Source organism: Cupriavidus sp. CuC1 (assembly GCF_044627735.1).
In the GTDB taxonomy this organism is placed as follows: domain Bacteria; phylum Pseudomonadota; class Gammaproteobacteria; order Burkholderiales; family Burkholderiaceae; genus Cupriavidus; species Cupriavidus ulmosensis.
Map to the genome: position 1 here is coordinate 1 of NZ_JBIUHC010000162.1, position 22,298 is coordinate 22,298.

Consider the following 22,298-nt stretch of genomic DNA (forward strand, 5'->3'; position numbering starts at 1 on the left):
CCACTGACTGGAGACCCTATGTCCGTCTATGACACCCTTGCCCGCCTCGGCATCGCACTGCCCAACGCCGGTACGCCGGCCGCCGCGCGGGCCGAAGTGCTGACGGTGCCGCCGTGGACCCGCACGCCCGGCGAGCCGGTGCTGTGGCGCGCCTATGGCCAGCCTGCCGAATTCGAGAAAAACGTGATCCGGCGCAACCGTGGCCCCGCGCCGATGCCGGGCGCGAACTCATCCATGACGCCGCTGCAGGACCTGCGCGGCATCATCACGCCCACGGGCCTGGTGTTCGAGCGCCATCACGCGGGCATCCCGCAGATCGACCCGGCGCGGCACCGCCTCGCGGTGCATGGCCTGGTGGAACGTCCGCGCATCTTTACCATGGACGACCTGGTGCGCCTGCCATCGGTCTCGCGCATCCACTTCCTGGAATGCTCCGGCAATACCGGGCGCGAATGGCGCGCGCCCAGCGCCACGTCCGTGCAGATCAGCCACGGCTTGCTGTCGTGCTGCGAGTGGACGGGCGTGCCGCTCTCGCTCGTGCTGGAAGAGGTGGGCGTGCGCCCGGAAGCGGCCTGGGTGTTGGCCGAAGGCGCCGACGCCGCTGCCATGACGCGCAGCGTGCCGATGGCCAAGGCGATGGAAGACGCGCTGCTGGTCTACGCGCAGAACGGCGAGATGCTGCGGCCCGAGCATGGCTATCCGTTGCGGCTGTTCCTGCCGGGTTTCGAGGGGAACATGAGCATCAAGTGGCTGCGCCGCCTGAAGGTTGGGCGCGAGCCATTCATGACGCGCGAGGAGACGTCCAAGTACACTGATTCGCTACCCGACGGCAGCGCGCGCCAGTTCACTTTCATGATGGACGTGAAGTCCGTCATCACCTTCCCCGCGCCGGATCACCGGTTGCGCGACAAGGGCTTCTACGAAATCTCCGGCCTCGCCTGGTCCGGCTACGGTCGCATCCGGCGCGTGGACGTGTCGGTGGATGGCGGCCGCAACTGGCGCGAGGCGCAGTTGCAGGATCCGGTGCTGGACCGCGCGCTCACGCGCTTTCGCCTGCCATGGCGCTGGGAGGGCGGCCCTGCCGTGCTGCAAAGCCGTGCCATCGACGAGGCCGGCAATGTGCAGCCCTTGCCGGACCAGCTGGCGGCCGCGCGCGGCTTTGACTCCACCTATCACTACAACGCCATACAGGCCTGGCGCGTCAGCGCCGACGGGAGCATTGCCAATGCACGCGCTTGATCCTCACCGTATCCGCATCGCCACCGCTGTGCTGGCGATGGCCGCGCTCTGCGCGCAGGCGCAGGCACAAACCTATGGCGTTGGCTTGCTGGCCAGCAAGCGCGATCTCGCCGCCTGGAATATCGATGTCATGCCCGATGGCGCGGGGCTGCCGCCGGGTAGCGGCAGCGTGGCGCTTGGCAAGCAGGTCTACGAGAACCAGTGCGCCGCGTGCCATGGGATGAAAGGAGAAGGGAAGCCGGCCGATGCACTGGTGGGCGGGCACGGCAGCCTGAAAAGCGCGGGCGTCAATGGCAAGCCGCCGTTGAAAACCATCGGCAGCTTCTGGCCGTATGCGACGACCGTGTTCGACTTCATCAACCGGGCCATGCCGTATAACGCGCCACAGAGCCTCAAGGCGGATGAGGTGTACGCCGTCACCGCCTACTTGCTGCACCTGAACGGCATCGTGCCGGCGGATGCGGTGCTGGACGCGCGGACGTTGCCGCGGGTGCACATGCCGAATCGCGACGGCTTTGTCGCGGATGCGCGGCCCGATACGGCGAACGTGCCATGCCGCCGAGGCTGCGGTGCGCCGGCACGCTGAGATTATGCGGGCATCATCAGAGGCTCCCATATGCGATAAGCGAATAAGCGGCAGCGATTACATTCGTTGACCGCTCCAGCCCGGGATCACTACAGTGCAAAGCTCAAGAACAAGCGGTGCAGGCCTGGCTATCGCCTTGAGCAGACAAGCGCCTCGCCGCGCGCATTCATCCACGCACTTTCGGTCCCCCGCTCAAGAGCCTGACATGACGATTGGAACCCACCCGGCCTCAACCCTCCATGCCACCGCGCCCGCTGTCTTCGCCGGCAGCGCCAGGTTCGAGATCCGCCCCTTCGACGCGCCGCTGGGTGCCGAGATCGTTGGGCTGGATCTCGCCGAGCCGCTGTCCGCCGAGGACTTCGCCCGCATCCATCGCGCGCATCTCGATTACCACGTGGTGGTTTTCCGCGACCAGCGCATCACGCCCGCGCAGCAGATCGCATTCAGCCGCCGCTTTGGCCCGCTGCAGATCCATGTGCTGCATCAGTTCCAGCTTGCCAATCATCCAGAAATCCTGATCGTCTCCAATGTGCTCAAGGACGGCAAGCCGATCGGACTGGGCGATGCCGGGCATTTCTGGCATTCCGATCTCTCGTACAAGGAAAAGCCCAGCCTGGGCTCGCTGCTGCACGCGCAGGCGTTGCCGGCCGAAGGCGGCGACACCCTGTTCGCCAACATGCACCTGGCCTGGGAAACGCTGCCCGCGCCTCTCAAGGCGCAGGTGGAAGGGCTCAAGGCAGAGCACACTTACCTGGCCAAGTACGCCGAGCTGCAGCAGCGCAGCCCGTGGCGTCCCAACCTGACGCCAGAGCAGATCGCGCAGGTGGCGCCGGTGCTGCAGCCGGTGGTACGCACGCACCCCGAGACCGGCCGTCGCGCGCTGTTTGTGAGCGAGCATTTCACGACGCGCATCGCAGGGCTGCCGGAAGATGAAAGCCGCGACCTGCTGGCGCAGCTGTTCGCGCATAGCGTCAAGCCCGAGCATATCTACCGCCACGCCTGGCAGGAGCACGACCTGGTGTTCTGGGACAACCGCGCGTTGTTGCATCTGGCAGCAGGCTGCCCCGAGGCAATGCGTCGCGTGATGTACCGCACGACCATCGAGGGCGATCTGCCCGTCTGAGCGGCACGCATGGCACGGCGAGCGGCAATCCCGCTTCGCCGGTTTTCTTTCACATGCTTCCACCGTATTTACCGCATCCACCGTATTCACCATATCCACCGGAGTCCCGCATGTTCCTGCTTCGTTCCCGTCTTTTCTCCGCCCGCTGGCCGCGCGGCGTCGTCGCGCTGACGCTCGCCGCCGGCATGGCGGCCACGGGCGCGGCCCACGCGGAGGGGAAGATCCGCATTGCCGAGCAGTTCGGCGTGGTCTACCTGCTGCTCAACGTGGCGCGCGACCAGCAACTGATCGAGAAGCAAGGCAAGCAGCAGGGCGTCGACGTCAAGGTGGAGTGGACCCAGCTCTCCGGCGGTGCGGCCGTCAACGATGCGTTGCTGTCCGGCGCCATCGATATCGCCGGCGCGGGCGTGGGCCCCTTGCTGACGGTGTGGGACCGCACGCACGGCAAGCAGAACGTGAAGGGCGTGGCATCGCTGGGCAACTTCCCGTACTACCTGGTCAGCAACAATCCCAAGGTCAAGACCATTGCCGACTTTACCGACAAGGACCGCATCGCGCTGCCGGCGGTATCGGTATCGGTGCAGTCGCGCGTGCTGCAACTGGCCGCCGCCAAGCAATGGGGCGACAAGGAATTCAATCGCCTGGACAAGTGGACGGTGGCAGTGCCGCATCCCGACGCGGCCGCCGCCATCATTGCCGGTGGCACGGAGATCAGCGGCCACTTCGGCAACCCGCCGTTCCAGGAGCAGGAGCTGGCTGGCAATCCCAATGCGCGCATCGTGCTGAATTCGTATGACGTGCTGGGCGGCCCCAGTTCGGCCACGGTGCTGTACGCGACCGAGAAATTCCGCAACGACAACCCCAAGACCTACCGCGCCTTTGTCGACGCGCTGGCCGAGGCGGCCAGGTTCGCCACCGCCAACCCGGAGGCTGCCGCGGACCTGTATATCCGCGTCAACAAGGCCAAGATCGACCGCGCGCTGCTGGTCAAGATCCTCAAGAACCCGCAGGTGCAGTTCAAGGTCGCGCCGCAAAACACCTTTGCGCTGGCCGAGTTCATGCACCGGGTGGGCGCCATCCGCAACCAGCCGAAGTCCTGGCAGGATTATTTCTTCCAGGATCCGGCCACCGCACAAGGTAGCTGACATGGCTGTGCAAGTTGCACCGCTACGCGTGGTTCCCGCGCGCGCCGCCCCCGCGCCGCTGTTGCAGGTCGACGGCGTCTCGCTGGAATACCGCACCCCAGAGCGCGTGGTGCGCGCCACTCACCAGGTCAGCTTCGATGTCCATGCGGCCGATCGCTTCGTGCTGCTCGGCCCGTCGGGCTGCGGCAAGTCGACCTTGCTCAAGGCTGTGGCGGGGTTCGTTGCGCCGTGCGAGGGCGAGATCCGGCTGGAGGGCGCGCCCGTCAGCGCGCCCGGCCCCGACCGCATCGTGGTGTTCCAGGAGTTCGACCAGTTGCCGCCCTGGAAGACAGTGCGCCAGAACGTGATGTTCCCGCTGATGCATTCGCGTGGCATGTCGCGCCGCGAGGCGTCCGAATGCGCGTTGCACTTCCTCGACAAGGTGGGGCTGGCCAACTTTGCCGATGCCTATCCGCATACCTTGTCGGGTGGCATGAAGCAACGCGTGGCAATTGCCCGCGCGCTGGCGATGCGGCCCAAGGTGCTGCTGATGGACGAGCCCTTTGCCGCGCTGGATGCGCTCACGCGCCGGCGCATGCAAGAGGAGTTGCTGACCCTGTGGAACGACGCGGCCTTCACGCTGCTGTTTGTCACCCACTCGATCGAGGAAGCACTGGTGGTGGGCAGCCGCATCCTGCTGCTGTCGCCGCACCCCGGGCGCGTGCGCGCCGAGCTCAACAGCCACCAGTTCGACCTGGCCAGCCAGGGCGGGGCGGAATTCCAGGCCACCGCGCAACGCATCCACCATCTGCTGTTCGACGAGGCGCCGCACGCGGCGCCGCCGCGCACCGCGCAGGCGCACTGAGCGCCAGCCAGGATCGACCATGAGCACAAGCACGACCTCTCTTTCCGCCACCACGGTGGTCCGCGCAGAGTACGAGCGCGTACCGGAACCCTTCACCGCGCGGCCGGTGGCCCGCGCCTTGCCCTGGCCGCAGCGCTTGTGGCAGCAAGGCTGGCTGCGCAAGACGCTGATCCTGGTGGCGCTGGCCTGCCTGTGGGAATGCATTGCCCGCGTGCAGGACAACGACCTGCTGTTCCCGAGCTTCCTCGCCACCGCGCGGGCCTTCGTCGAGGGCATCGGCAGCGGCGAGTTGCCGGCCAAGGCCGGCAACTCGATGTCGGTGCTGCTGCAAGGCTATGCCGGCGGCATCGTGCTGGCGTTCGTGCTGACCACGCTGGCGGTCTCCACCGAGCTGGGGCGCGACGTGCTGGACACGCTCACCGCCATGTTCAACCCGCTGCCTGCCATCGCGCTGTTGCCGCTGGCGCTGCTGTGGTTTGGACTTGGCAGCAAGAGCCTGGTGTTCGTGCTGATCCACTCGGTGCTGTGGCCGCTGGCGCTCAATACCTACGCGGGCTTTCGCGGGGTGCCGGCCACCTTGCGCATGGCCGGGCGCAACTACGGCCTGAGCGGGCTGCGCTATGTGCTGCTGATCCTGGTGCCGGCCGCGCTGCCCGCCATCCTGTCCGGCCTGAAGATCGGCTGGGCCTTCGCCTGGCGCACGCTGATCGCGGCCGAGCTGGTGTTTGGCGCGTCGTCCGGCAAGGGTGGCCTGGGCTGGTACATCTTCCAGAACCGCAACGAGCTGTACACCGACCGCGTCTTCGCCGGCCTGGCCCTGGTGATCCTGATTGGCCTGCTGGTGGAGAACCTTGTGTTCAAGACGCTGGAACGCGTGACCGTGCGCCGCTGGGGCATGCAGCACTAAGCCTGTGGCCTGAAGTAGCGTTTGGCGCACAACGGCTCAGGTATCACCCGGGGCGCGCAAAGCCGATGGCTCGATGCCAAGCTTTTCCAGCACGCGGCTGGCGGCATTCGCCACACTGTCGCCGTGCGGGGGCATGATCAGGTGCGCGGTCTCGCGGTACAGCGGGTCGCGCACCTGGAATAGCGCCTCGAGCGTGGCGCGTGGGTTGGCGACCTGCAGCAGCGGGCGGTTACGGTTGCGCCGGGTGCGGTGCCATAGCTCGGCGGGCGAGGCGCAAAGGTAGATCACGCAGCCGCGCGAGCGCAGCATCTCGCGGTTTTCCGGGCGCAGCACCGCGCCGCCGCCGGTGGCCATCACGATGCCGTTGCGCCGGCTGAGTTCGTCCAGCACCCGGGTTTCACGCTCGCGGAAGCCTTCCTCGCCCTCCAGCTCGAAGATGGTGGGAATCCGCACGCCGCAACGCGCCTCGATTTCATGGTCGGAATCGAAAAAAGGCAGCCCGAGCCGGCGCGCCACCGTCCTGCCGATGGTGGTCTTGCCGGCGCCCATAAAGCCCACGAAGAAGAGATTGTCGAAATCCAAGTTTGAGTTGAGCCGTTTTCGGCTCCGGATCCGGTCTTCTCTACGGTAGCACGAGATGCGCGGCCATCAAAACGGGTGCGCGGCCGGATTGCCGGCTGCGGATGCCAAAAGGCTCATGGCAGGCCGAGCAAGCGGCGCGCCTGTTCCGGCGTGGCCACGGCGCGGCCGTACTCCGCGCACAGCGCTGCCACCCGGCCAACCAGCTGCGCGTTGCTGGCGGCCAGCGTGTCCTTGTCCCAGCGCACATTGTCTTCCAGGCCCGTGCGGCAGTGGCCGCCAAGCTGCAGCGTCCAGTGATTGACCTCCAACTGGTGCCGGCCGATGCCCGCCGCGGTCCAGGTCGCGCCGGGCAGGACCTTGTTCAGTTGCTCCACCTGGAACTCAAGGATTTCCTTGCGTGCCGGCAGCGCATTCTTGATGCCGAACACAAACTGCACGTGCACCGGCGCCAGCAGCAAGCCCTCCTTGACCAGGTCCGCCGTGTTGTAGAGCATCGCCAGGTCGAAGATTTCGATCTCGGGCTTGATGTGGTAATCGCGCATGGCCTTGGCCAGGGCGCGCACGAAGTCGGGCGGGTTTTCGTAGACGGTGGTGGGGAAATTGACCGAACCCGTGGCCAGCGAGGCCATGTCCGGGCGCAGGTCAAGCATGGCGCCGCGCTGCTCCATGGCGCGTCCGCGCCCGCCGGTGGAGAACTGCACGATCATGCCGGGGCAGTGCTTGCGGATGCCATCCTGCAGGGCGGCGAAGCGCGCGGGGTCCGAGCTGGAGTTCCCGGCTTCGTCGCGCACGTGCAGATGCACCAGCGTGGCGCCTGCCTCGAAGCTCTCGTGCGTGCTCTCGATCTGCTCGGCGACCGAGATCGGGATGGCGGGATTGTCTGTCTTGCGGGGTATCGAGCCGGTGATGGCCACCGAGATGATGCAGGGATCTTGCATGGGAAACTGTTCCAATTTCAATATGCCAATGAATGAACGGCGCGCGGGGCCAGCCTCAGGCCGGCCGCACCGCACGGTTGCGGCTGGCGAGGGCTTGCGCCGCCATGCGCAGCGAGGCGTTGGCCGCGCCAAAGCCGAGATAGCCGTCGCGCTGCACCAGTTCGAAGAAGAAGCGGTCGTGAAACGGCTCGGTGTAGGCATGCAGGAATTCACCGCCGGCATCCTTGTCGTACAGCAGCTGCTGGCGGCGCAGGCGTGCCAGCAGCGCATCGTCCAGCCCGAGGCGCGCGCCGACATCGTCGTAGTAGTTGTCGGGCACATGGAGCATGGCGGCTTCGGCCGGAACGATCTGCGCCAGCGTTGCGCTCAGGTCGGACGTACGGAAGGCGATGTGGTGGATGCCCGAGCCGGCATAGGCGGTGACGAACCTGCCGGTGGCGGTGCGGCTGCTTTCCGAGACGTTGAGCGGAATCCGTATGTTTTGCCCGGGACTGACCATGGCGCGGCTCTTCACCAGGCCATAGGGATCGGCGATTTCATGGAGCGCCTCCGCCTGCAGGCCGAACACCGTCTTGTAGAACAGCACGAAGCTGTCGAGCCGGTGTGGGGGCAGGGCCTGGGCGATATGGTCGATGGCCGTGAGGCCGGCGCCGGCGCTGTGGGCGCTGCAGTCGTCCAGCAGGAAATCGCTCTCGTAGATGCTGCGGGCGGAGTCCTGTTCGTCGATCAGGTAGAACAGCATGCCGTCCGGCGCGCGCACCGCGGGGATGCTGCGCTCGTCCGGTCCGATGCGTTCGCGCCATTCCTTGCATAGCAGGGCACGGGCGCGGGCGATGGCGCGCTGGGCGTCGTCCACCTTCAGCCCCAGCGCGCAGACGGATGGTCCGTGCAGCTGGAAATGCTCGGCGGCGGCGCTGTCCTGCTCCGCATTGAGGATGATATTGACGCCGCCCTGGCGGTACAGGTCCACTGCCTTGGAACGGTGGCGCCCGGCGGGGACGAAGCCCAGCGAACGCAGGCGCTCACCCAGTTCGCGCCCCGTCACGTAGTCCACCGCGAACTCCAGGAAGTCGACGCCGCCGAAATCCGGCGCCGCTGGCAGGGCGGGACCACCGGCCTCGGACTCGAGCCAGATCAGCGAGCGCAGTCCGTCCTGCGCGGTCAGCCGCGCGGGCGCCGCGCGGAACTCGTCGTTGAAGATCTCCAGCGAGAGCGGCCCGCGGTAGCCCGCGCCAATGGCCGCGCGCGCGAATTCGGTGACGGCAAGATCGCCCTGGCCGGGGAAGTTGCGGTAATGCCGGCTCCAGGACAGCACGTCCATGCTCATCCGGGGCGCATCGGCCAGCTGCACGAAGAACAGTTTCTCCGCCGGCACCGCATCGATGCCTTCCAGCGTATCGCCCAGCGAGAGGGTGTGGAAGCTGTCCAGGATCAGGCCGAGCGCGGGGTGGTCCGCCTGCCGCACGATCTCCCACGCCTGGCGCCACAGCCTGGTGTGGCGCGCCCAGGCCAGCGCCTCGAAGCCTACCAGGAGGCCGCGCTTCTCAGCGGCCTCGGCCATGGCGCGCAGGTCGGCGGCGGCGCGAGCGGGATCGTCGATGGCGTTGGCCTGCACATTGCTGCAGACCAGCACCATGGGCGCGCCCAGCTCCTCCATCACGTCGAACTTGCGCTGCGCGCGCGCCATATTGCGGGTGCGGAACGCATCGGGCATGGCCTCGAAATCGCGGAAGGGCTGATACAGCGGAATAGCCAGTCCAAGATCGGCCGCGATGCGGCGTACGTCGGCGGGGGAGCCGTCGAAATTCAGCAGGTCGTTCTCGAAGATTTCGACGCCGTCGAATCCAGCCGCCGCGGCTGCTTCCAGTTTTTCCGGCAAGGTGCCGGAGAGCGAGACGGTGGCGATCGATTTCGGGTGGCGCCAGGCTGCGGGTTTCATGTCAAATCCTGCGTGCATGCTTCGGGTGATCGGTTGGGTGAGGGGAGTCAGGCGCGCGCGCCTTGCACTGCCGCGCCGCCGGGCGCGCGGTGCCCCGGCGGCGCCGGCTGCGTACCGCCGGCGCCGCGGGTCCAGCCGCCCTTGGCAAAGACCGCGGCTGCGGCGATCAGCGCGGGGATGGCCAGTGCGCTGAATACCTGCGCAAAGCTCCAGCCGGCACCCAGCATCTGCGCGCCGGCAAAGGCGCTGGAGATGGCGCCCCAGCGGCCGATACCGTGCATCCAGCTGGAGCCGGTGGCGCGCGCGGCGGTGGGGTAGTAGCCGGTGGCCAGCGCGTTCATGCCTGTGTTAGCGCCATTGAGCAGGAAGCCGCCGGCAAACGCGCACAGCGAGAGTTCGATGAATTCCTTGGCCGCGATGCCGAACAGGAAGGTCGCGGCGCCGCCCAGCAGGAAGGCAAGCGCCAGCACGCGGTGGGGGTTGAGCCTGTCCATGGCCCAGCCAATGCACAACGAGCCGACCGCGCCGCCGATCTGGAACAAGGCCGTGATCAGCGCCGCGTCGCGCACATTGAAGCCGACGCCCTTGACCAGCGTGGGCAGCCAGCCGCCCAGCAGGTAGACCAGGAACAGGCCCATGAAATAGGTGACCCACAGCATCGCGCTGCCAAAGACGTAGCGGCGCGACAGCACGATGCCGATGGCGCTGGCGGGCTTGCCCGCCTGGTTCGCCGGGCCGGTTGCCTGCGGCAGGGTAAAAGTGCCTGCGCTGCCCGCCATCCCGGGCACCAGTTGCGCCACGATGGCGCGCACGCGCATCTGGTCGCCGCCTTTGGCGGCGAGAAAGCGCAGCGATTCGGGCAGCTTGAACAGCAGCACCGGCGCCAGCAGCACTGGCAGGATGCCGCCGACCAGCAGCACGCTGTGCCAGCCGTAGGCCGGGATCAGCCAGGCCGAGCAGAAGCCGCCCATGGCCGCACCGAAGGTGAAACCGCAGAACACCACCGTGACCAGGATGGAGCGGCGCTTTTCCGGCGCGTATTCAGATACCAGCGTGCCGACATTGGGCATCGAGGCGCCCAGGCCCAGGCCCGTCAGGAAGCGCAGCACCAGGAGCGTGGTCAGGTCCGGCGACCAGGCTGCCACCAGCGTCCACAGCCCGAACAGGAAGACCGAGACGACCAGCACCGTCTTGCGTCCCACCCGGTCGGCCAGCGGGCCAGCCAGCAGCGCGCCCAGGGCGAGGCCGGCCAGGGCGGCGCAGAGCACCGGGCCCAGGCTGCTGGGGGCGATGCCCCAGACGCGGGAGAGTTCGGGCGCGATGAAGCCCATGATGGCGGTGTCGAAGCCGTCCAGGGCTACGATGAGGAAGCCGAACAGCACCACGCGCCATTGCAGGCGGCCGATGGGGCGCTGGTTGATCAGGGTGCTCACGTCGATGGCGGGGGCTGCCGGCATGGCTGTCTGTCTCCATGGAACTGATAAAGCCGGGCGGTTCTGGTGGGCCCGTCGGATGGCGTGCGGCGCTGCGTGCGGGTGGGTTTGGCGATGGGCCGGACGAGCGCGCGTTTCGTGTAGAGCAAGGTTAGGACCGTTTGCGCACAGCAACAAGCGCAATCCGCGCGTAGGCGTGCGATAATCGCTCCATTGCGAGCGACTGTCGCTCGGGATTAGGGTTTCCGCTATGGATAAAGAACCATTAAGCCGGCGCGACTGGATTGCCGGGCTGGAGAAGGGCCTGGCTATCCTGGAGGCGTTCGATAACGACCATCCGCGCCTGACGCCCACGCAGGCGGCCCAGCTGACGGGCCTGACGCGCACCGCGGCGCGGCGTTACCTGTTGACGCTGGAGCACCTTGGCTACACCACCAGCGACGGCACGCGGTTTAGCCTCAGCCCGCGCGTGCTGAAAGTGGGCTGGTCCTATTTCGACTCTGCCCGTTTGCCGCGCACGGTGCAGCCTTTCCTGCAGCAGATCACCGCCGCGGTTGGCGAGCCGGCTTACCTGAGCGTGCTGGATGACTGGGAGCTGGTGTTCATCTGCCGGACCGGCACCAGCCGGGTCATGAATACGGGCTTCGTGCTGGGCGCGCGCGTGCCGGCGCCGCTGGCGTCGGCCGGTGTGATGATGCTGGCCTCAGAGCCGGAGGATAAGGTCAAGGCCTGGCTGGAGGACTGCGTGCTCACGCCCTACACGCCTTACACCATCATGCAGCATGACCGCCTGCTGACGGAGGTCAGGAAGGCCGGCGCCCAGGGCTATGCGCTGGTCGAGCAACAGTTGCAGATCGGCGTGCGGGGGGTGGCCGTGCCGCTGCGGGACCGCCACGGCAAGGTGATCGCCGCGCTCAGCGTGAATATGCAGATCGGCACCGAGAGCGCCGAGCAGGCGCTGGAGCGGGTGCTGCGCGTGCTGCAGGACACCGCGATCTCGATCATGCGGGTGCTCTGACGCTCGCTGGCCCGGCGGTGGCATCGCCCGGATCCGTCGCCAGGCCGGTCGGGCCACGTGGCCCGACCGGTGCCACCGCGCCCGGCAAGCGTGTCAGGGGAACGCCTTCGGTAGAGGGGGCTGTTCGCTGGCCTACCTAAGGCCCGGCGTGACCTGGTTTGCCCTACGCCTGGGTCTATCCCCACCAAAGTGGGCTGTCCGAGGAGAGGAATTGAGCTTATTCAGGAAGGTTGCTGTTTCCAATAAGTTGTAGACGCCGGCTGCGCCATTCCGAGGCGCTGAAGGCCGCGTTTGACTTGCTTCTTAGGCGAAGTTCAGGGCACGCGCCGCAGGCCGGTTCGTTTGTCGATGCTCTCTTTATGAAGATTGCTCCGTTAGGCAGGCATACCGATATGTGCGCATCGTACGAAGAGCTCGTAAAGCAAAGGGGGTTTTCGCGAAGCGAGTTCCTGTCAGCCTTAGGTGACCTTCAAGCAGTACCGTAACGTCTGGAACCAAATATCATATCCGGAGCGTGACGGGGAGTGGCTGGTCTATCCGACGTTTCCTTCGGTGGCCACATTCAGGCTCACCGTCAACCTCGCCGACTTCGCTGACCCAGTTGCATCGGCAGAGGTAGCACGTCGGGTTAGGGATGCCTTGGCATCCCGAGAAATCAATGCAAAGTGACTAATCTCACCCGAATGGCTAAAACGCACGTGATGAGCGCCGTTGCTGGCATTGATGTGGGTGGGGACAAGAAGGGATACCATCTCGTCGCCCTGCAAGGGACTTCGATTTTGTGCAGCATCAACAGCAAATCCCCAGGGGAATTGGCCAAGGTTTGTGCTGAGTATGACGTCGTGGCAGTCGGTATTGATTCGCCTTGCCAGTGGAGGACTGCGGACCGTGCTCGGCTGGCTGAAAGAGAGCTCGCGCGAGAAGGAATTAGCTCGTTCTCGACTCCGACACGGGAGCGTGCCCTCTCCAATGCGAATGGGTTCTATGGCTGGATGTTCAATGGGGAGCGCGTGTACCAAGCTCTCGCATCAAGCTACCCGCTTCTTGTGGACAAGGCCCATTCCAGCGGGCGCATAAGCTTCGAGACTTTCCCGTACGCCACAACTTGTGCCTTGCTCGGCAGGGACGTTGCATCCGCGAAGCGGAAACGCACCCAGCGTAGGGAGCTCCTGGAACGCGAGGGGATGGACACCAGCTTGTTGAAGTCAATTGATGCGGTTGATGCTGCCCTATGCGCTTTGACGGCAAGATTCCTGGTGGAAGGGAAAGCCTACCCGTACGGCGATGCCCAGGGCGGGTATATCTGGGTTCCTGCCGCTACATCCCTCTAAGCTGATGGCGGATGACGTTGCGCAAAAAACACCGCCAATGTCATCGCACCGACAGCTTCACGGAAACGGTTGTTGGAGATGCTCGCCGCCGCAAAGTCTAACAGTGCCGATACGAAGCGAAAGCAGGAAAAGAAACCGCCTGATGAGCGCCCCTCCGACTTGACAGCATTCGCCTAGCCTCAACGAGGCTCGACTTTCCTGTGGCAGCACCACGCGGCCCAGCTCTTGGTCCAGCGCTCCCGGAGAACCCATGGATTTAAGACATCGGAAGGGTGTCTGCACTAAGACAAGCGTCGCCACAGCAGGGCAGGCGCGAAGCCCGCGTCCGGCCATACTGGCGGCCGTGTCCTTCGACAACCGGCCTGGAACTGTCCCCTTCCGAGGCTGTTGGGCGCTGTTCGGTCAGGCTTCACATAGGGCTGATAACATGGTCAGGTGGCGTCCGCAGGTCAGTCGCCTCAGCCCTCGTTCGGGTCTCTAAACCGTAACTTCTGCAGGAAGGTGTTCCATGGATGTACAGCAACTCGTTTCTGAATTTCTCGCTTCCGAGCATGGGAGCCAGGCTGCCCAGGCGCTGGCAGCTCAGGGCATCAGTGCCGATGACGCCCAGCAGATGCTGAGCCAGGCGGCGGAGACAGCGCATGCCCACGCTGAGGAACAGAATGCCGGTCTGATGGGCGAGCATCCGGGTAGGAGCTTTTTTGCGGCTTTCGCCGCAGGACTTGTCCGGGGCGACGGGTTTTTCAAGTCCCTGGCGGAGGGCGGGGAGGGTATCCTGGCCGGCCGGGTCGCTGAGTCGCTGGCGGCGAAAATGGGCATTGACCCGTCCACCGCATCGACCGTGGCTGCCGCCGCTACTCCGTATCTCGTGGCGTTCCTGAAGGAAAAGCTCGCTTGAGACCCCAGCAGCCCGGATGGTTGGTGGCCGGCCTCCCAACCTAACTTGGCGGGCCTCGGCGCCCTTGCCCAGTATTCATCGACGTCGTCGATGTCTGTCGAGCGTCTTCACCGCGCGGATACACGTGCCACAAAAGAGATGTACATGGGGGGGTACATCTGGGTTCCCATCGTTGCAGCTTAGCCAGCTTGACGGTAACTGCCGAGTGCGAGGTCACGGTTGACGAGATTATTTCCAATCGTCGCCGTCGGCGGCCAATCAACTGGTGGTCTCTAGCTCGTGGTAATCGGAGCGCCAGTTCGATGCGATTCGCTCCAGACAGCATCGACGTCCCGCAGCAAACTTCCTGCCGAGATGTAGTCCCCCAACTTCGCCGCCTTTGCCTCCAGGCTCTCCAGCTCACTTGCTGGCAAGCTGCTGAGTTCAAACTGACAGTACAGATTCCGCTGCCGGAACGATGCTTTTGGCCGCGACAGACCGGCGACCAATGCCGCTGGCGAGTTGACGGCAATGTTCTCGTGGCTGCGATACTCGACGCGTATCCCTGCCTTTTGGCCGAGCCGGCCGAGCTCGATAGCGTCCTGCCAACCTAACTCGTAGTCCAAATCCAGGGCGGTTAGCGCTCTCCATTTTTCCCCGTCCCCTAGAAGGAAAATTTTAATATGTGTCCTTTGGGGCACCTTCGTCCCAGCGTCGACTCGCCCGATTTCGCTCTTCTTGCTGGCCTGGCTCCGCCATTTCGGGACCGGGGTGGCTCAGGGGCGTACTTTCGGCCTATGAGCAAGTGGACAGGCGCGTTCTGGCCTAACACGAGGACCGTGCAGTGATACCTACGCGCGGGTTCCCGTGACTACCAGGCGGCAAGGACTGCTTGTTGCCAGCGCAGCCTCAGGATTGTTGCTGCTGAGCGTTCGAGATGCCCGGACGGTTCGCGCTATGCGAGTTATTTTTTCATTCTCCTTGGGCCCTGTTTGCTTCGGGTAACTGTTGCTCAATCTCAGCTAGCCTCAGGTTCACCAATTCGGAATGCAGTTTTAGCGCTTCAATCAGGAGCTTCGTCTCTATGTTCCCAGCTTGGGACGCCAGACTATCGAACTTCGTCAAAATATGTTTGACTCGCTCTGCTGCTGTCATAATTTCCTCCGATGCGCGAAAGCAATACGGTGCCGTGAGTGTCCGCTATTGCCCACTACTAGTCGTCGTGGCCGTGTCGGCCGTGTTCACCATGCTGACCGTGCTCCCCGTGGCCACGCCCGCGCCACCTCCGCTCGCCTTGGTCGTCGTCATCATCGCGTCCCCGCCAGTAAGGGGCATACACGGGCGCCGGAGCCACTACAACCGGTCGCGGGACATACACCGGCTGCGGCGCAACATATACAGGCGGAGCCACATAGACTGGAGCAGGTTCGGCATAGACGACACCGGGGACCCCAATGCCAATGTCTACATTCACGTGTGCTTGGGCAGTCGACGCAATCGCGAGCAGTGTGCCAGACAGCACCCCAAAGAAAGGAAGTTGTTTCATATGTTCTCTATCGCAAATCGGCAGTTATTGTGCCGCTTCGCGTTGGGAGCCTTGGTGCGTCAACTGTAAAGAAATGTAACGAAAACGCTGGCGAGTTGTGAGATGCGCGGGCGATGCGGTCTCTCGACGGGCGTTGCCTGCATATGAGGGGGAGCAGCGTCAACGATGTTGCCGCCCAAGCGTTGATAAGGCCGAGGCAATGTGCCTCATCTTCCGAGGAGGGGTACCGTGATGAAAAGATTCTGTGCGGTTGCTGTTGCAGCATTTTTTTCGGTAGGTCTGGCTTGCGCGCAAACTGCTGCGCCTGCGGCCGCCGCCAAACCGGCAGCGCCCGCTGCTACCACTCCGGCTACTTCTTCGAGCTGCGAAGCGCAGGCGGTTGACAAAAATGGCAAACCGCTAGCTGGAGCCGCTAAGGCCTCCTCTATCAAAAAGTGCGAAAGCGGCAACAAAGGCAACGCGTCAGCGGCCTGCGATGCCAAGGCCGTTGGGAAGAACGGTAAGCCACTCGCCGGTGCCGCGAAGGCGTCGTTTATGAAAAAGTGCGAAGCTGACGCCGGAAAATAATCTCCCATCCAGGTGAAAAGCCGGCAACACGCCGGCTTTTCTCTATTCTCTAACACCGTGCTCGATGGCGGTCATGCTTGCGATTTAAATCGCGGGTACGCTGACGACGACCGGTTCAGTGCTCCTCCGGTCGTCTTCTCGTGGTCATAAGATTCGCCGGATGGCTAACACCTCGCGGGCTTTTTTCGGTCTAGTGAGCAGTGTCAGCCTTCGTGCCCGTGTTGGCTGTGTTCCTCACGGCTGCGATGGCCTTGGTCGCTATGCTCCTCTTGTTCGCGCCATCTCCGTTCAAGCCAGTATTCCTCCCGTTGTTCGCTTTCGCCCCTATAGGGCGAGTATCGTGAGCTTGGAACAACAACATAGACAGGCCGGGGCGCTACATAGACCGGGATGGGTCGCGCAGGAGCAACGCCAGGAACGCCAGCGCCAATGTCGACATTCGCTGCAGCAAAGGCCGACGAGGCGACGCAGAACAGCGTCCCGACAAGGGCCCTGCCGACTGCACGGTGCTTCATTCCCGCTTTCTCCCGGCTTTTCCTGGTTGTATTTCCATGGACGCAAGCCTGTCCTTTGGATGATGATTGCTTGCTAACTCGCGTCGTTGGAGCGCGGGCTAGCGCCCGGTTTAATCATCTTCATCATGCCAGCGCCGCCACTCCCGATGACGGATGCGCCACTCACGCTCGCGCCGGCGCCTTTCTCGCCATTGCCGTTGTTGCCAGGCGCGAGCTCGCCAATCGCCATAATAGCCGGGCGCAACAATAATCGGCTGCGGTTCGACATAAACCGGGGCCGGCTCGTCGTAAACCGGGGGAGGCTCGTAGTAAACGGGGGAGGCGGTGGCACCACGAACGCAGGCCCGGGAAGGCCAATCCCGATACCCACATCCACACGTGCCTCAGCGATGCCGGAGGCAAGAGCAGCGCCCGCAGCCAGTACGCAAATTGCCAGGGCTTTCCGCATGATGACGCTCCCGACGTTTCTATTGGCACGCTAGGCTGCCAATGGGCGGGACTGCATTTGTGAGTTTATACAGGGGTTACGACCTGTAACAAGACGGCAGTGCCGGAAGTTGATGTGGCCGCAGCTGCATACGCCGCCACTGTGCAGGATGAGGTAACCGGGCCGTCAATCTGGTTATCTCCGCGCTAGCGCAACTCGCATCGCATGCAGAGTGCGGAAGTTTGAATAGCACGTTGAAACGCCGACGAACCCTTGATATCTGCAGGGGCTTTGTCTGCAGGGATAAGGGAGAATCCCCAGCGCGCGAAATAGCCCGGGGCTACAGTAGGCAGGAGATACGCGTCTCGTGCCTCCGTACCTCGTGCCCGCATCAAGAGCGCTTCAACCAATCTGCTAGCGATGCCTCTTTCGCGGTATGCAGGTTCAACCGCTACCGAGCGGATGAGGATGGACTTGCCATGATGCTCCGTCGCTGCGCTGCCAACGATACGGCCATCACACGGCGCAACGTGGAAGTTTTCGATAATTTGAACAACATCTGCGGCAGGTAGCCTGCAGCGCTCAAGTAATGCGGCTATTTCCTTAGAATCTGAGTAAGAGGCAGAACGTAGATGAAGGTCGGTCAACATGTAAGTGTCTCCAACGTGTATTCGAGTCAGGGCTATGACAGGACGGCGGGAATATGCCTGCCGCGGGAAAACATCGCGGACACTTCGCGCCATAACGCGAAGCTCGTCGTCGGCAGCGCCACGGTGGCCTGCTCACGCAGCATAGCCGCCCACATTGAAGCCAACACGATTGGTTGCTAGGGTTTACTTGGCGGGGCGTGGGTGCACTGGGTTCCCGATGCGGAAGTCGACGCTGTCGTCCAGCTTCCGTCGAGACTGCTGGCCGAACGATTACGCTGACTCCATGGATGAAGTACCTGAACGTGGCTTGTGGCGAAACCGCTGCATTCGGCACTGGTAGCAAGACGGTAGGCTGCAAGCGTTGGGGTGCCGCTTGCCGAGTTATGGCTTGTTAGGGCGAGCAGCGCCGGCCGCACTCGATGACAGATTCGTAATCCTAGCGTCAGGTTCCAGTTGGCCTGGTTCTCTAGACTTGCTTACAAGGCTGGATAAGCCGTTTGTTAAGCAAACAGGAGAATCAAAGTGAGAACGTCAAAGAGATTAGTACTCGCCGCCGCCACCTTCGCTGCGCTTGGTTCTGTCGCTGGTGTGGCAAGTGCAGGTGTTACCTCGCCACGTGACCCGTTCACTGACGGCGGCCATTCCACGGGGGCTCGCGACACGTACACGGATGGTGGCCGGAGCCGCGAAAGTCAAGCCGACGCACGTTTCCTCTCCGCGCGCGCTGGGAAGTTTGACCCGCTCACGGATGGTGCACGCTCGACCGCCAGCCCCCGCGACCCGTTCACCGGCGGCAGCAACTATGCGCCCCAAGATGCGGAACCAACCGTTGCATAAGCAGTGGAATACGGAGCTTGGGACTCGGCGGGCCACAAAATCGAATCCATTGAAGGTCCGCCGCCCTTTCTAAGGCTAACTATGATGAGCAAGATTGTTCGATTTTGCGCTGCTGCGCTGTTGGCTGTGGCTACTTTGCAAGCATCTGCGGCACCCCATAGGCCGCGCGACTGCGAACCCTACTGCGGCGGTCAACACCAAGCCGACGGGAATTCATAAAACGGCAACAACAGCTGCAGAGTTGGCTATGCTGGCGGGTCCGATTACTTTGCTGCAATCGACGACGAAATGCCCAGGGTGCAATAGCAGGGGCGGATTTCGTCTCAGTTGACGACGGAGCACCACTGGTTAATGCATATGCTAATCGGGGAAATGAGAATTTCGCCTAATAAAATCCGCGAAGTGCCAGTTCGTGGTGACCGCACATTTCGCTATCCGGCGAAAGAAGCTGGATGCACAGAACCAAGGGGCCTGCCAGGCTCCGGGTCCTATGATGGCGGTCACGGACTCAAGTCGCGCTGGTGAGCGCCAGCACGTCGGCGCACCTGTCGAGAATAGCGGCCTGCTGGAGCAAGTCGGCGGCGTCATCGTGCAAGGCACTTGTATCGGCTTGCGCCATCCGTGCCTGAAACGTTGCCCGCAGCTTTGCCGCTTCGTGACGGAGTGTCTGGATGCCGGCTGAAACAGTCCAGCGAGGCCTTCTCCCATCGCGAGCACCCGGTAGCGGTGCGTCGTTCGTGGTCATGGGAGAAACGAGAATTTGATGCATATTGACCTTCAAAATTGCTATGCCTGGTTTCGCTTGGCACTGTCTCGCGAGCAGGTGTTCTGTTGCGGCAAGGAGTGGCAGCACACCGGAGGGAGCTCTCGTCGGCACCGACGAAACTCGGAGATGACGCTGCAGAAATCGCCCACGCATTGAACACAATCCCCGTGTCAGTTTGGTGTCAATCAAGTGCAGCATGGGCCCGATATTGCAGTGATTGCGGGTTAACGTTGATGCTGCGTGACGTCCAAATGTCGGTCGCTGACCACTCCGTTTTCGGGGCTGGCCACAATGACCAAGAGATAGGCCGGAAAACGCTGTTTAATTCTCAGATTAAAAACTCTTAATTCTCCATAGACTGGCGATGTAGTCCTGCTACCACCCGCGTTGCCATCCAAGCGACGCGGGTTCTTTTTTCACGCGTGGCATATAGGCTTCCAGTCCCCCAAAAGAACCTTGGCCACGAGTCCCCCGCTGACACTCCGAGCACCGCTTCGATTGGTGTTTCAAAAGTGGAACGGTCTGTTTATTTCCTATGCTCGCTTCAAATTGTCATTCGACGAAACTGTAGAAGAATCAATGCACTGGTGAGCTTGGCGTGTCTTTTGCTCAAGTCCATGGCGCCCCCCCTCAAGGGCCGACGATGCCTCCGGCCGGCCCCAATCAGGCAGGGCAGGGAACGTGAAGCTTGCCGTTGGTGTAGAGGATTTCATTTCAGCAGAGCCACGCCCGAGAACAAGTTTCAAATATGGGTCACTTCTGGCAGGAGTCTGCGATGAAAACCTTGTTGACACTGGCGTTTGCCTTCTTCCTTGGCAGTTGTGGCGGTGGTGGAGATGGTGGTGGCAGCAGTGCCACCACCCAAACTCTGTCCGTACCTCTTCTCACGGCTGTGGCAAATCTAGTGAATAACGGTATTACCGTTAAATTTTCAATCTCTGGCTCATCCGGAAATACGATAGTAACAGGCTCAGGGACCCTTACCGATGCGCCGGCCGTTGCCGCTACCTTGAACGGGGTCGCCGTCCTAAAGACAACGGAAACCGTGACAGGTACTGTAATGGTGAATGGCAATTCCGCTCCCTTGTCGCAATCAAGAATTATCTACAGAAATTCCAGCACCTTTGCTGAGGTCGTTGATGACGAAGGCAATCCTTATATTGTCTTCGGAAGTTACGGTTATCCCGAAATTGTCAGGGCTGGGGATGCGGCTACACTTGCAACCGGCACAATTTTCTCCGACAGTACGCGAGCGACGAAGACTGGTACAGTCACGCTTTCATATGCTGTTGCTGCTGATAGTGCGAGCAGCCTGCTTGTCACCTTCATCGACAGCAATTTCGATAACAGCAACAACAAGACAGCAGAAGGGCAGACAACTTTCCGGGTTGACAAAATCGGTAACATTACTTTTGTGTCCCTCAAGGCAACAGGATTTGCTGTCAATGGGCAAATACCGTTCTCGCTTGTATTTCAATAGCGTGATGAGTCGCGATTTACTGGTCTCGTCGAAACACGTGCATTGCTTCCAGGCAGCCCCACCCGAGCGCCAACGCACACGTTTTGCTGAAGTCGGATTCGAACGGTAGCCACGGAGTCAATGGACGCGTGGCAGCGAGCACCGGCCCATGGTTCATGGCGATAGTTCTCTTAGAAGGGGACGTTATGCGACTCACCTGGTTCATCCCAATCACCTTCGCAGCGATTATCAGCGGATGCGCGTCGACAGAATCCGTCAAGGAATCCAAAGAAGAAAGCGTGCATAAGGTCTATCAGGCGCCCTACGTGTCAGTGTACGACGCAACACTTGCTGCAACGAAAGCAAAGAAGCTTGAGCTTGTTGAGAGTGACAAGTCCGCTCGCTCCTCTGCGAAGCAGCGCCCCAAGAGCTCGTATCCCGCGACGCTCCATCTGCCTACATTATTATTATTTTTTATTTTCCAATGCGGTCTATCCCCACTAATCCGCAAAACGATTTCTTGAATACGGCACGCAAAGAGCGGAAGCGTGTCGAGGTGTACCTCGTGAACGGCATCAAGCTGACCGGTTCAATCGCGTCATTCGACCAGTTCGTTGTGATGCTCAGCGGGCCCGGCGGCATGCAGATTGTCTACAAGCGAGTAATATCGACCATCCAAGTGCCGACCGGTACGCGGCCATCGGGTTCAGGCGCTCGCCCCGAAGGGCGCACGAACTTCGGCGGTGAGTCGAAGGAGGGTGTTGTTGTCACGCGAGAGCGCCGTGTCACGAGGGCTGATGACGGAAACGAGTAGCTCCCTATTTCACTTTTGCAGCCTGCGAAAGCGGGTATGTTCGACCGGCACCCCAAGTGTTACACGTTCATGTCGCGTATTTTTTCTTCATTTTTGCTTTCCTCGGCATTGCTAACGAGCCAGGGCAGCCTCGCCCAGTCCTATGTCGAATGTAAGCTTCTTGACAAGGCGGAACTTCAACTGGCTCCGAAGGCGACGTTGTTGTATCTTCGATGTCGTGCGCGGCAGACTTCGTATGAAGCTGAACGAATCAAGGGCGCTTCGCAGAAGTTCAAGGACGACTTGTTGTTTGCGTGCCAGGACCAGGTGATTGCGGTCGAGCATCAGTTGCGCGTGAGTCACGGCTTCACGAGGGAGTCGCTGGCTAGAGAGAGGTGCGATTACTGAGGTCACAACCTGCGAATGGTGCAATCAATATAAACTCTCGCTGGGTCTTACTGCAGGACGGAGTTCGGCGCGCCAATTGGACGTGCCCTCCTGTAGAGTGCTGGAGCGCTCCGACAGGCTCCATGCTATGAATTGCTCTAATTTGAAATCCAGACAGACTTTTTTGCCTCGCGAGGCAAGGGTAGGCCCCGAGCCCCTCTTTCAAGACGCCAGCTTCAGTCCATCTGGTTTCAACGGTCGTGACAAAGCAGCAGCAATCCTATGGGTTCGCATGCAAATAGCACGGCATGTAATATCGCTTGCCGCTTTGGAAGCAACAGGTTGCTTCCAGCGTGCTGCTGCCAATGGGCCGGTTCTTTATCGGAACG

At 62.5% G+C, this 22,298-nt stretch carries 21 protein-coding genes and 1 pseudogene; 15 read left to right on the forward strand and 7 right to left on the reverse strand.

The window, feature by feature from the left end; all coding sequences use genetic code 11:
* Positions 1-18 precede the first annotated feature (18 nt).
* From soxC to ACGLHR_RS41975, 6 genes are all read left to right on the forward strand, one after another.
* Positions 19-1,239: a sulfite dehydrogenase gene (gene soxC / locus ACGLHR_RS41950; protein ID WP_400101745.1), complete on the forward strand. Its 1,221-nt coding sequence runs from the start codon at positions 19-21 to the stop codon at positions 1,237-1,239.
* On the forward strand, positions 1,226-1,825 hold the full coding sequence (locus tag ACGLHR_RS41955; protein WP_400101747.1) for a c-type cytochrome: 600 nt from the start codon (positions 1,226-1,228) through the stop codon (positions 1,823-1,825). The genes soxC and ACGLHR_RS41955 overlap by 14 nt, the downstream gene beginning before the upstream one ends.
* 205 nt (positions 1,826-2,030) lie before the next feature.
* Positions 2,031-2,948 carry a TauD/TfdA dioxygenase family protein gene (locus tag ACGLHR_RS41960; protein WP_400101749.1) on the forward strand — a complete coding sequence of 306 codons (918 nt, stop codon included), beginning with the start codon at positions 2,031-2,033 and terminating at the stop codon, positions 2,946-2,948.
* 110 nt (positions 2,949-3,058) lie between these two features.
* A complete protein-coding gene (locus ACGLHR_RS41965) occupies positions 3,059-4,093 on the forward strand; it encodes an ABC transporter substrate-binding protein (protein ID WP_400101751.1) in 1,035 nt (344 codons plus the stop codon).
* Between the two features lies 1 nt (position 4,094).
* Positions 4,095-4,937 (forward strand): ABC transporter ATP-binding protein, encoded by an 843-nt coding sequence (locus ACGLHR_RS41970; RefSeq protein ID WP_400101753.1) that lies wholly within the window; start codon positions 4,095-4,097, stop codon positions 4,935-4,937.
* A gap of 19 nt (positions 4,938-4,956) precedes the next feature.
* The gene (locus tag ACGLHR_RS41975) at positions 4,957-5,844 is read left to right on the forward strand and encodes an ABC transporter permease (protein ID WP_400101755.1); all 888 of its coding nucleotides are present in this window, start codon (positions 4,957-4,959) and stop codon (positions 5,842-5,844) included.
* A 36-nt stretch (positions 5,845-5,880) separates the two neighbouring features.
* Here ACGLHR_RS41975 and ACGLHR_RS41980 read toward each other — a convergent pair whose 3' ends face one another.
* The 4 genes from ACGLHR_RS41980 to ACGLHR_RS41995 all read right to left on the reverse strand — a co-directional run bounded on the left by ACGLHR_RS41980 (position 5,881) and on the right by ACGLHR_RS41995 (position 10,760).
* Positions 5,881-6,393 carry a shikimate kinase gene (locus tag ACGLHR_RS41980; RefSeq protein WP_400101777.1) on the reverse strand — a complete coding sequence of 171 codons (513 nt, stop codon included), beginning with the start codon at positions 6,391-6,393 and terminating at the stop codon, positions 5,881-5,883.
* Positions 6,394-6,539: 146 nt separating this feature from the next.
* The gene (locus ACGLHR_RS41985) at positions 6,540-7,364 is read right to left on the reverse strand and encodes a 3-keto-5-aminohexanoate cleavage protein (RefSeq protein ID WP_400101757.1); all 825 of its coding nucleotides are present in this window, start codon (positions 7,362-7,364) and stop codon (positions 6,540-6,542) included.
* 55 nt (positions 7,365-7,419) lie between these two features.
* Entirely contained in the window at positions 7,420-9,303 is a 1,884-nt protein-coding gene (locus ACGLHR_RS41990; protein ID WP_400101758.1) for a bifunctional sugar phosphate isomerase/epimerase/4-hydroxyphenylpyruvate dioxygenase family protein, read from the reverse strand.
* A gap of 47 nt (positions 9,304-9,350) precedes the next feature.
* Positions 9,351-10,760 carry an MFS transporter gene (locus tag ACGLHR_RS41995; protein ID WP_400101760.1) on the reverse strand — a complete coding sequence of 470 codons (1,410 nt, stop codon included), beginning with the start codon at positions 10,758-10,760 and terminating at the stop codon, positions 9,351-9,353.
* 226 nt (positions 10,761-10,986) lie between these two features.
* On the opposite strand from ACGLHR_RS41995, the gene ACGLHR_RS42000 reads away from it, so the two are divergent.
* The 3 genes from ACGLHR_RS42000 (at position 10,987) to ACGLHR_RS42010 (ending at position 13,983) form a co-directional block, all read left to right on the forward strand.
* Positions 10,987-11,754, forward strand: a complete 768-nt coding sequence (locus tag ACGLHR_RS42000; protein ID WP_318236245.1) for an IclR family transcriptional regulator C-terminal domain-containing protein — start codon at positions 10,987-10,989, stop codon at positions 11,752-11,754.
* Between the two features lie 683 nt (positions 11,755-12,437).
* Positions 12,438-13,085 carry a DUF429 domain-containing protein gene (locus ACGLHR_RS42005; protein WP_400101779.1) on the forward strand — a complete coding sequence of 216 codons (648 nt, stop codon included), beginning with the start codon at positions 12,438-12,440 and terminating at the stop codon, positions 13,083-13,085.
* A gap of 508 nt (positions 13,086-13,593) precedes the next feature.
* Positions 13,594-13,983, forward strand: a complete 390-nt coding sequence (locus ACGLHR_RS42010; RefSeq protein WP_400101763.1) for a hypothetical protein — start codon at positions 13,594-13,596, stop codon at positions 13,981-13,983.
* A 272-nt stretch (positions 13,984-14,255) separates the two neighbouring features.
* On the opposite strand, the gene ACGLHR_RS42015 is transcribed toward ACGLHR_RS42010, so the two are convergent.
* Positions 14,256-14,645, reverse strand: a complete 390-nt coding sequence (locus ACGLHR_RS42015) for a PHA-granule associated protein 4 (RefSeq protein WP_400101781.1) — start codon at positions 14,643-14,645, stop codon at positions 14,256-14,258.
* Between the two features lie 1,094 nt (positions 14,646-15,739).
* Here ACGLHR_RS42015 and ACGLHR_RS42020 point away from each other — a divergent pair.
* Positions 15,740-16,075, forward strand: a complete 336-nt coding sequence (locus ACGLHR_RS42020; RefSeq protein WP_400101783.1) for a hypothetical protein — start codon at positions 15,740-15,742, stop codon at positions 16,073-16,075.
* A gap of 625 nt (positions 16,076-16,700) precedes the next feature.
* Here ACGLHR_RS42020 and ACGLHR_RS42025 read toward each other — a convergent pair.
* Both ACGLHR_RS42025 and ACGLHR_RS42030 read right to left on the reverse strand, forming a co-directional pair.
* A pseudogene (locus ACGLHR_RS42025) lies at positions 16,701-17,038 on the reverse strand (hypothetical protein).
* Positions 17,039-17,223: 185 nt separating this feature from the next.
* A complete protein-coding gene (locus ACGLHR_RS42030) occupies positions 17,224-17,667 on the reverse strand; it encodes a GNAT family N-acetyltransferase (protein WP_400101765.1) in 444 nt (147 codons plus the stop codon).
* Between the two features lie 197 nt (positions 17,668-17,864).
* Here ACGLHR_RS42030 and ACGLHR_RS42035 point away from each other — a divergent pair, with 197 nt between their 5' ends.
* From ACGLHR_RS42035 to ACGLHR_RS42055, 5 genes are all read left to right on the forward strand, one after another.
* Positions 17,865-18,062: a CzcE family metal-binding protein gene (locus ACGLHR_RS42035; protein ID WP_400101767.1), complete on the forward strand. Its 198-nt coding sequence runs from the start codon at positions 17,865-17,867 to the stop codon at positions 18,060-18,062.
* Positions 18,063-20,045: 1,983 nt separating this feature from the next.
* On the forward strand, positions 20,046-20,750 hold the full coding sequence (locus ACGLHR_RS42040; RefSeq protein WP_400101769.1) for a hypothetical protein: 705 nt from the start codon (positions 20,046-20,048) through the stop codon (positions 20,748-20,750).
* A gap of 185 nt (positions 20,751-20,935) precedes the next feature.
* Positions 20,936-21,253 (forward strand): hypothetical protein, encoded by a 318-nt coding sequence (locus ACGLHR_RS42045; protein WP_400101771.1) that lies wholly within the window; start codon positions 20,936-20,938, stop codon positions 21,251-21,253.
* Positions 21,214-21,543, forward strand: coding sequence for an RNA chaperone Hfq (gene hfq, locus ACGLHR_RS42050; RefSeq protein WP_400101773.1), 330 nt, complete (start codon positions 21,214-21,216; stop codon positions 21,541-21,543). The genes ACGLHR_RS42045 and hfq overlap by 40 nt, the downstream gene beginning before the upstream one ends.
* Positions 21,544-21,612: 69 nt before the next feature.
* Positions 21,613-21,930 (forward strand): hypothetical protein, encoded by a 318-nt coding sequence (locus ACGLHR_RS42055; RefSeq protein ID WP_400101775.1) that lies wholly within the window; start codon positions 21,613-21,615, stop codon positions 21,928-21,930.
* The last annotated feature ends 368 nt before the right edge of the window (positions 21,931-22,298 follow it).

Coding starts and splice junctions, on each gene's coding strand:
- soxC (WP_400101745.1), top strand. CDS start 19: ATGTCCGTCTATGACACCCTTGCCCGCCTCGGCATCGCACTGCCCAAC.
- ACGLHR_RS41975 (WP_400101755.1), top strand. CDS start 4,957: ATGAGCACAAGCACGACCTCTCTTTCCGCCACCACGGTGGTCCGCGCA.
- ACGLHR_RS41995 (WP_400101760.1), bottom strand. CDS start 10,760: ATGCCGGCAGCCCCCGCCATCGACGTGAGCACCCTGATCAACCAGCGC.
- ACGLHR_RS42005 (WP_400101779.1), top strand. CDS start 12,438: ATGGCTAAAACGCACGTGATGAGCGCCGTTGCTGGCATTGATGTGGGT.
- ACGLHR_RS42040 (WP_400101769.1), top strand. CDS start 20,046: ATGAAAACCTTGTTGACACTGGCGTTTGCCTTCTTCCTTGGCAGTTGT.
- ACGLHR_RS41960 (WP_400101749.1), top strand. CDS start 2,031: ATGACGATTGGAACCCACCCGGCCTCAACCCTCCATGCCACCGCGCCC.
- ACGLHR_RS42045 (WP_400101771.1), top strand. CDS start 20,936: ATGCGACTCACCTGGTTCATCCCAATCACCTTCGCAGCGATTATCAGC.
- ACGLHR_RS42010 (WP_400101763.1), top strand. CDS start 13,594: ATGGATGTACAGCAACTCGTTTCTGAATTTCTCGCTTCCGAGCATGGG.
- hfq (WP_400101773.1), top strand. CDS start 21,214: ATGCGGTCTATCCCCACTAATCCGCAAAACGATTTCTTGAATACGGCA.
- ACGLHR_RS41985 (WP_400101757.1), bottom strand. CDS start 7,364: ATGCAAGATCCCTGCATCATCTCGGTGGCCATCACCGGCTCGATACCC.
- ACGLHR_RS42055 (WP_400101775.1), top strand. CDS start 21,613: ATGTCGCGTATTTTTTCTTCATTTTTGCTTTCCTCGGCATTGCTAACG.
- ACGLHR_RS41955 (WP_400101747.1), top strand. CDS start 1,226: ATGCACGCGCTTGATCCTCACCGTATCCGCATCGCCACCGCTGTGCTG.
- ACGLHR_RS41970 (WP_400101753.1), top strand. CDS start 4,095: ATGGCTGTGCAAGTTGCACCGCTACGCGTGGTTCCCGCGCGCGCCGCC.
- ACGLHR_RS42030 (WP_400101765.1), bottom strand. CDS start 17,667: ATGTTGACCGACCTTCATCTACGTTCTGCCTCTTACTCAGATTCTAAG.
- ACGLHR_RS41980 (WP_400101777.1), bottom strand. CDS start 6,393: ATGGGCGCCGGCAAGACCACCATCGGCAGGACGGTGGCGCGCCGGCTC.
- ACGLHR_RS41990 (WP_400101758.1), bottom strand. CDS start 9,303: ATGAAACCCGCAGCCTGGCGCCACCCGAAATCGATCGCCACCGTCTCG.
- ACGLHR_RS41965 (WP_400101751.1), top strand. CDS start 3,059: ATGTTCCTGCTTCGTTCCCGTCTTTTCTCCGCCCGCTGGCCGCGCGGC.
- ACGLHR_RS42000 (WP_318236245.1), top strand. CDS start 10,987: ATGGATAAAGAACCATTAAGCCGGCGCGACTGGATTGCCGGGCTGGAG.
- ACGLHR_RS42020 (WP_400101783.1), top strand. CDS start 15,740: ATGAAAAGATTCTGTGCGGTTGCTGTTGCAGCATTTTTTTCGGTAGGT.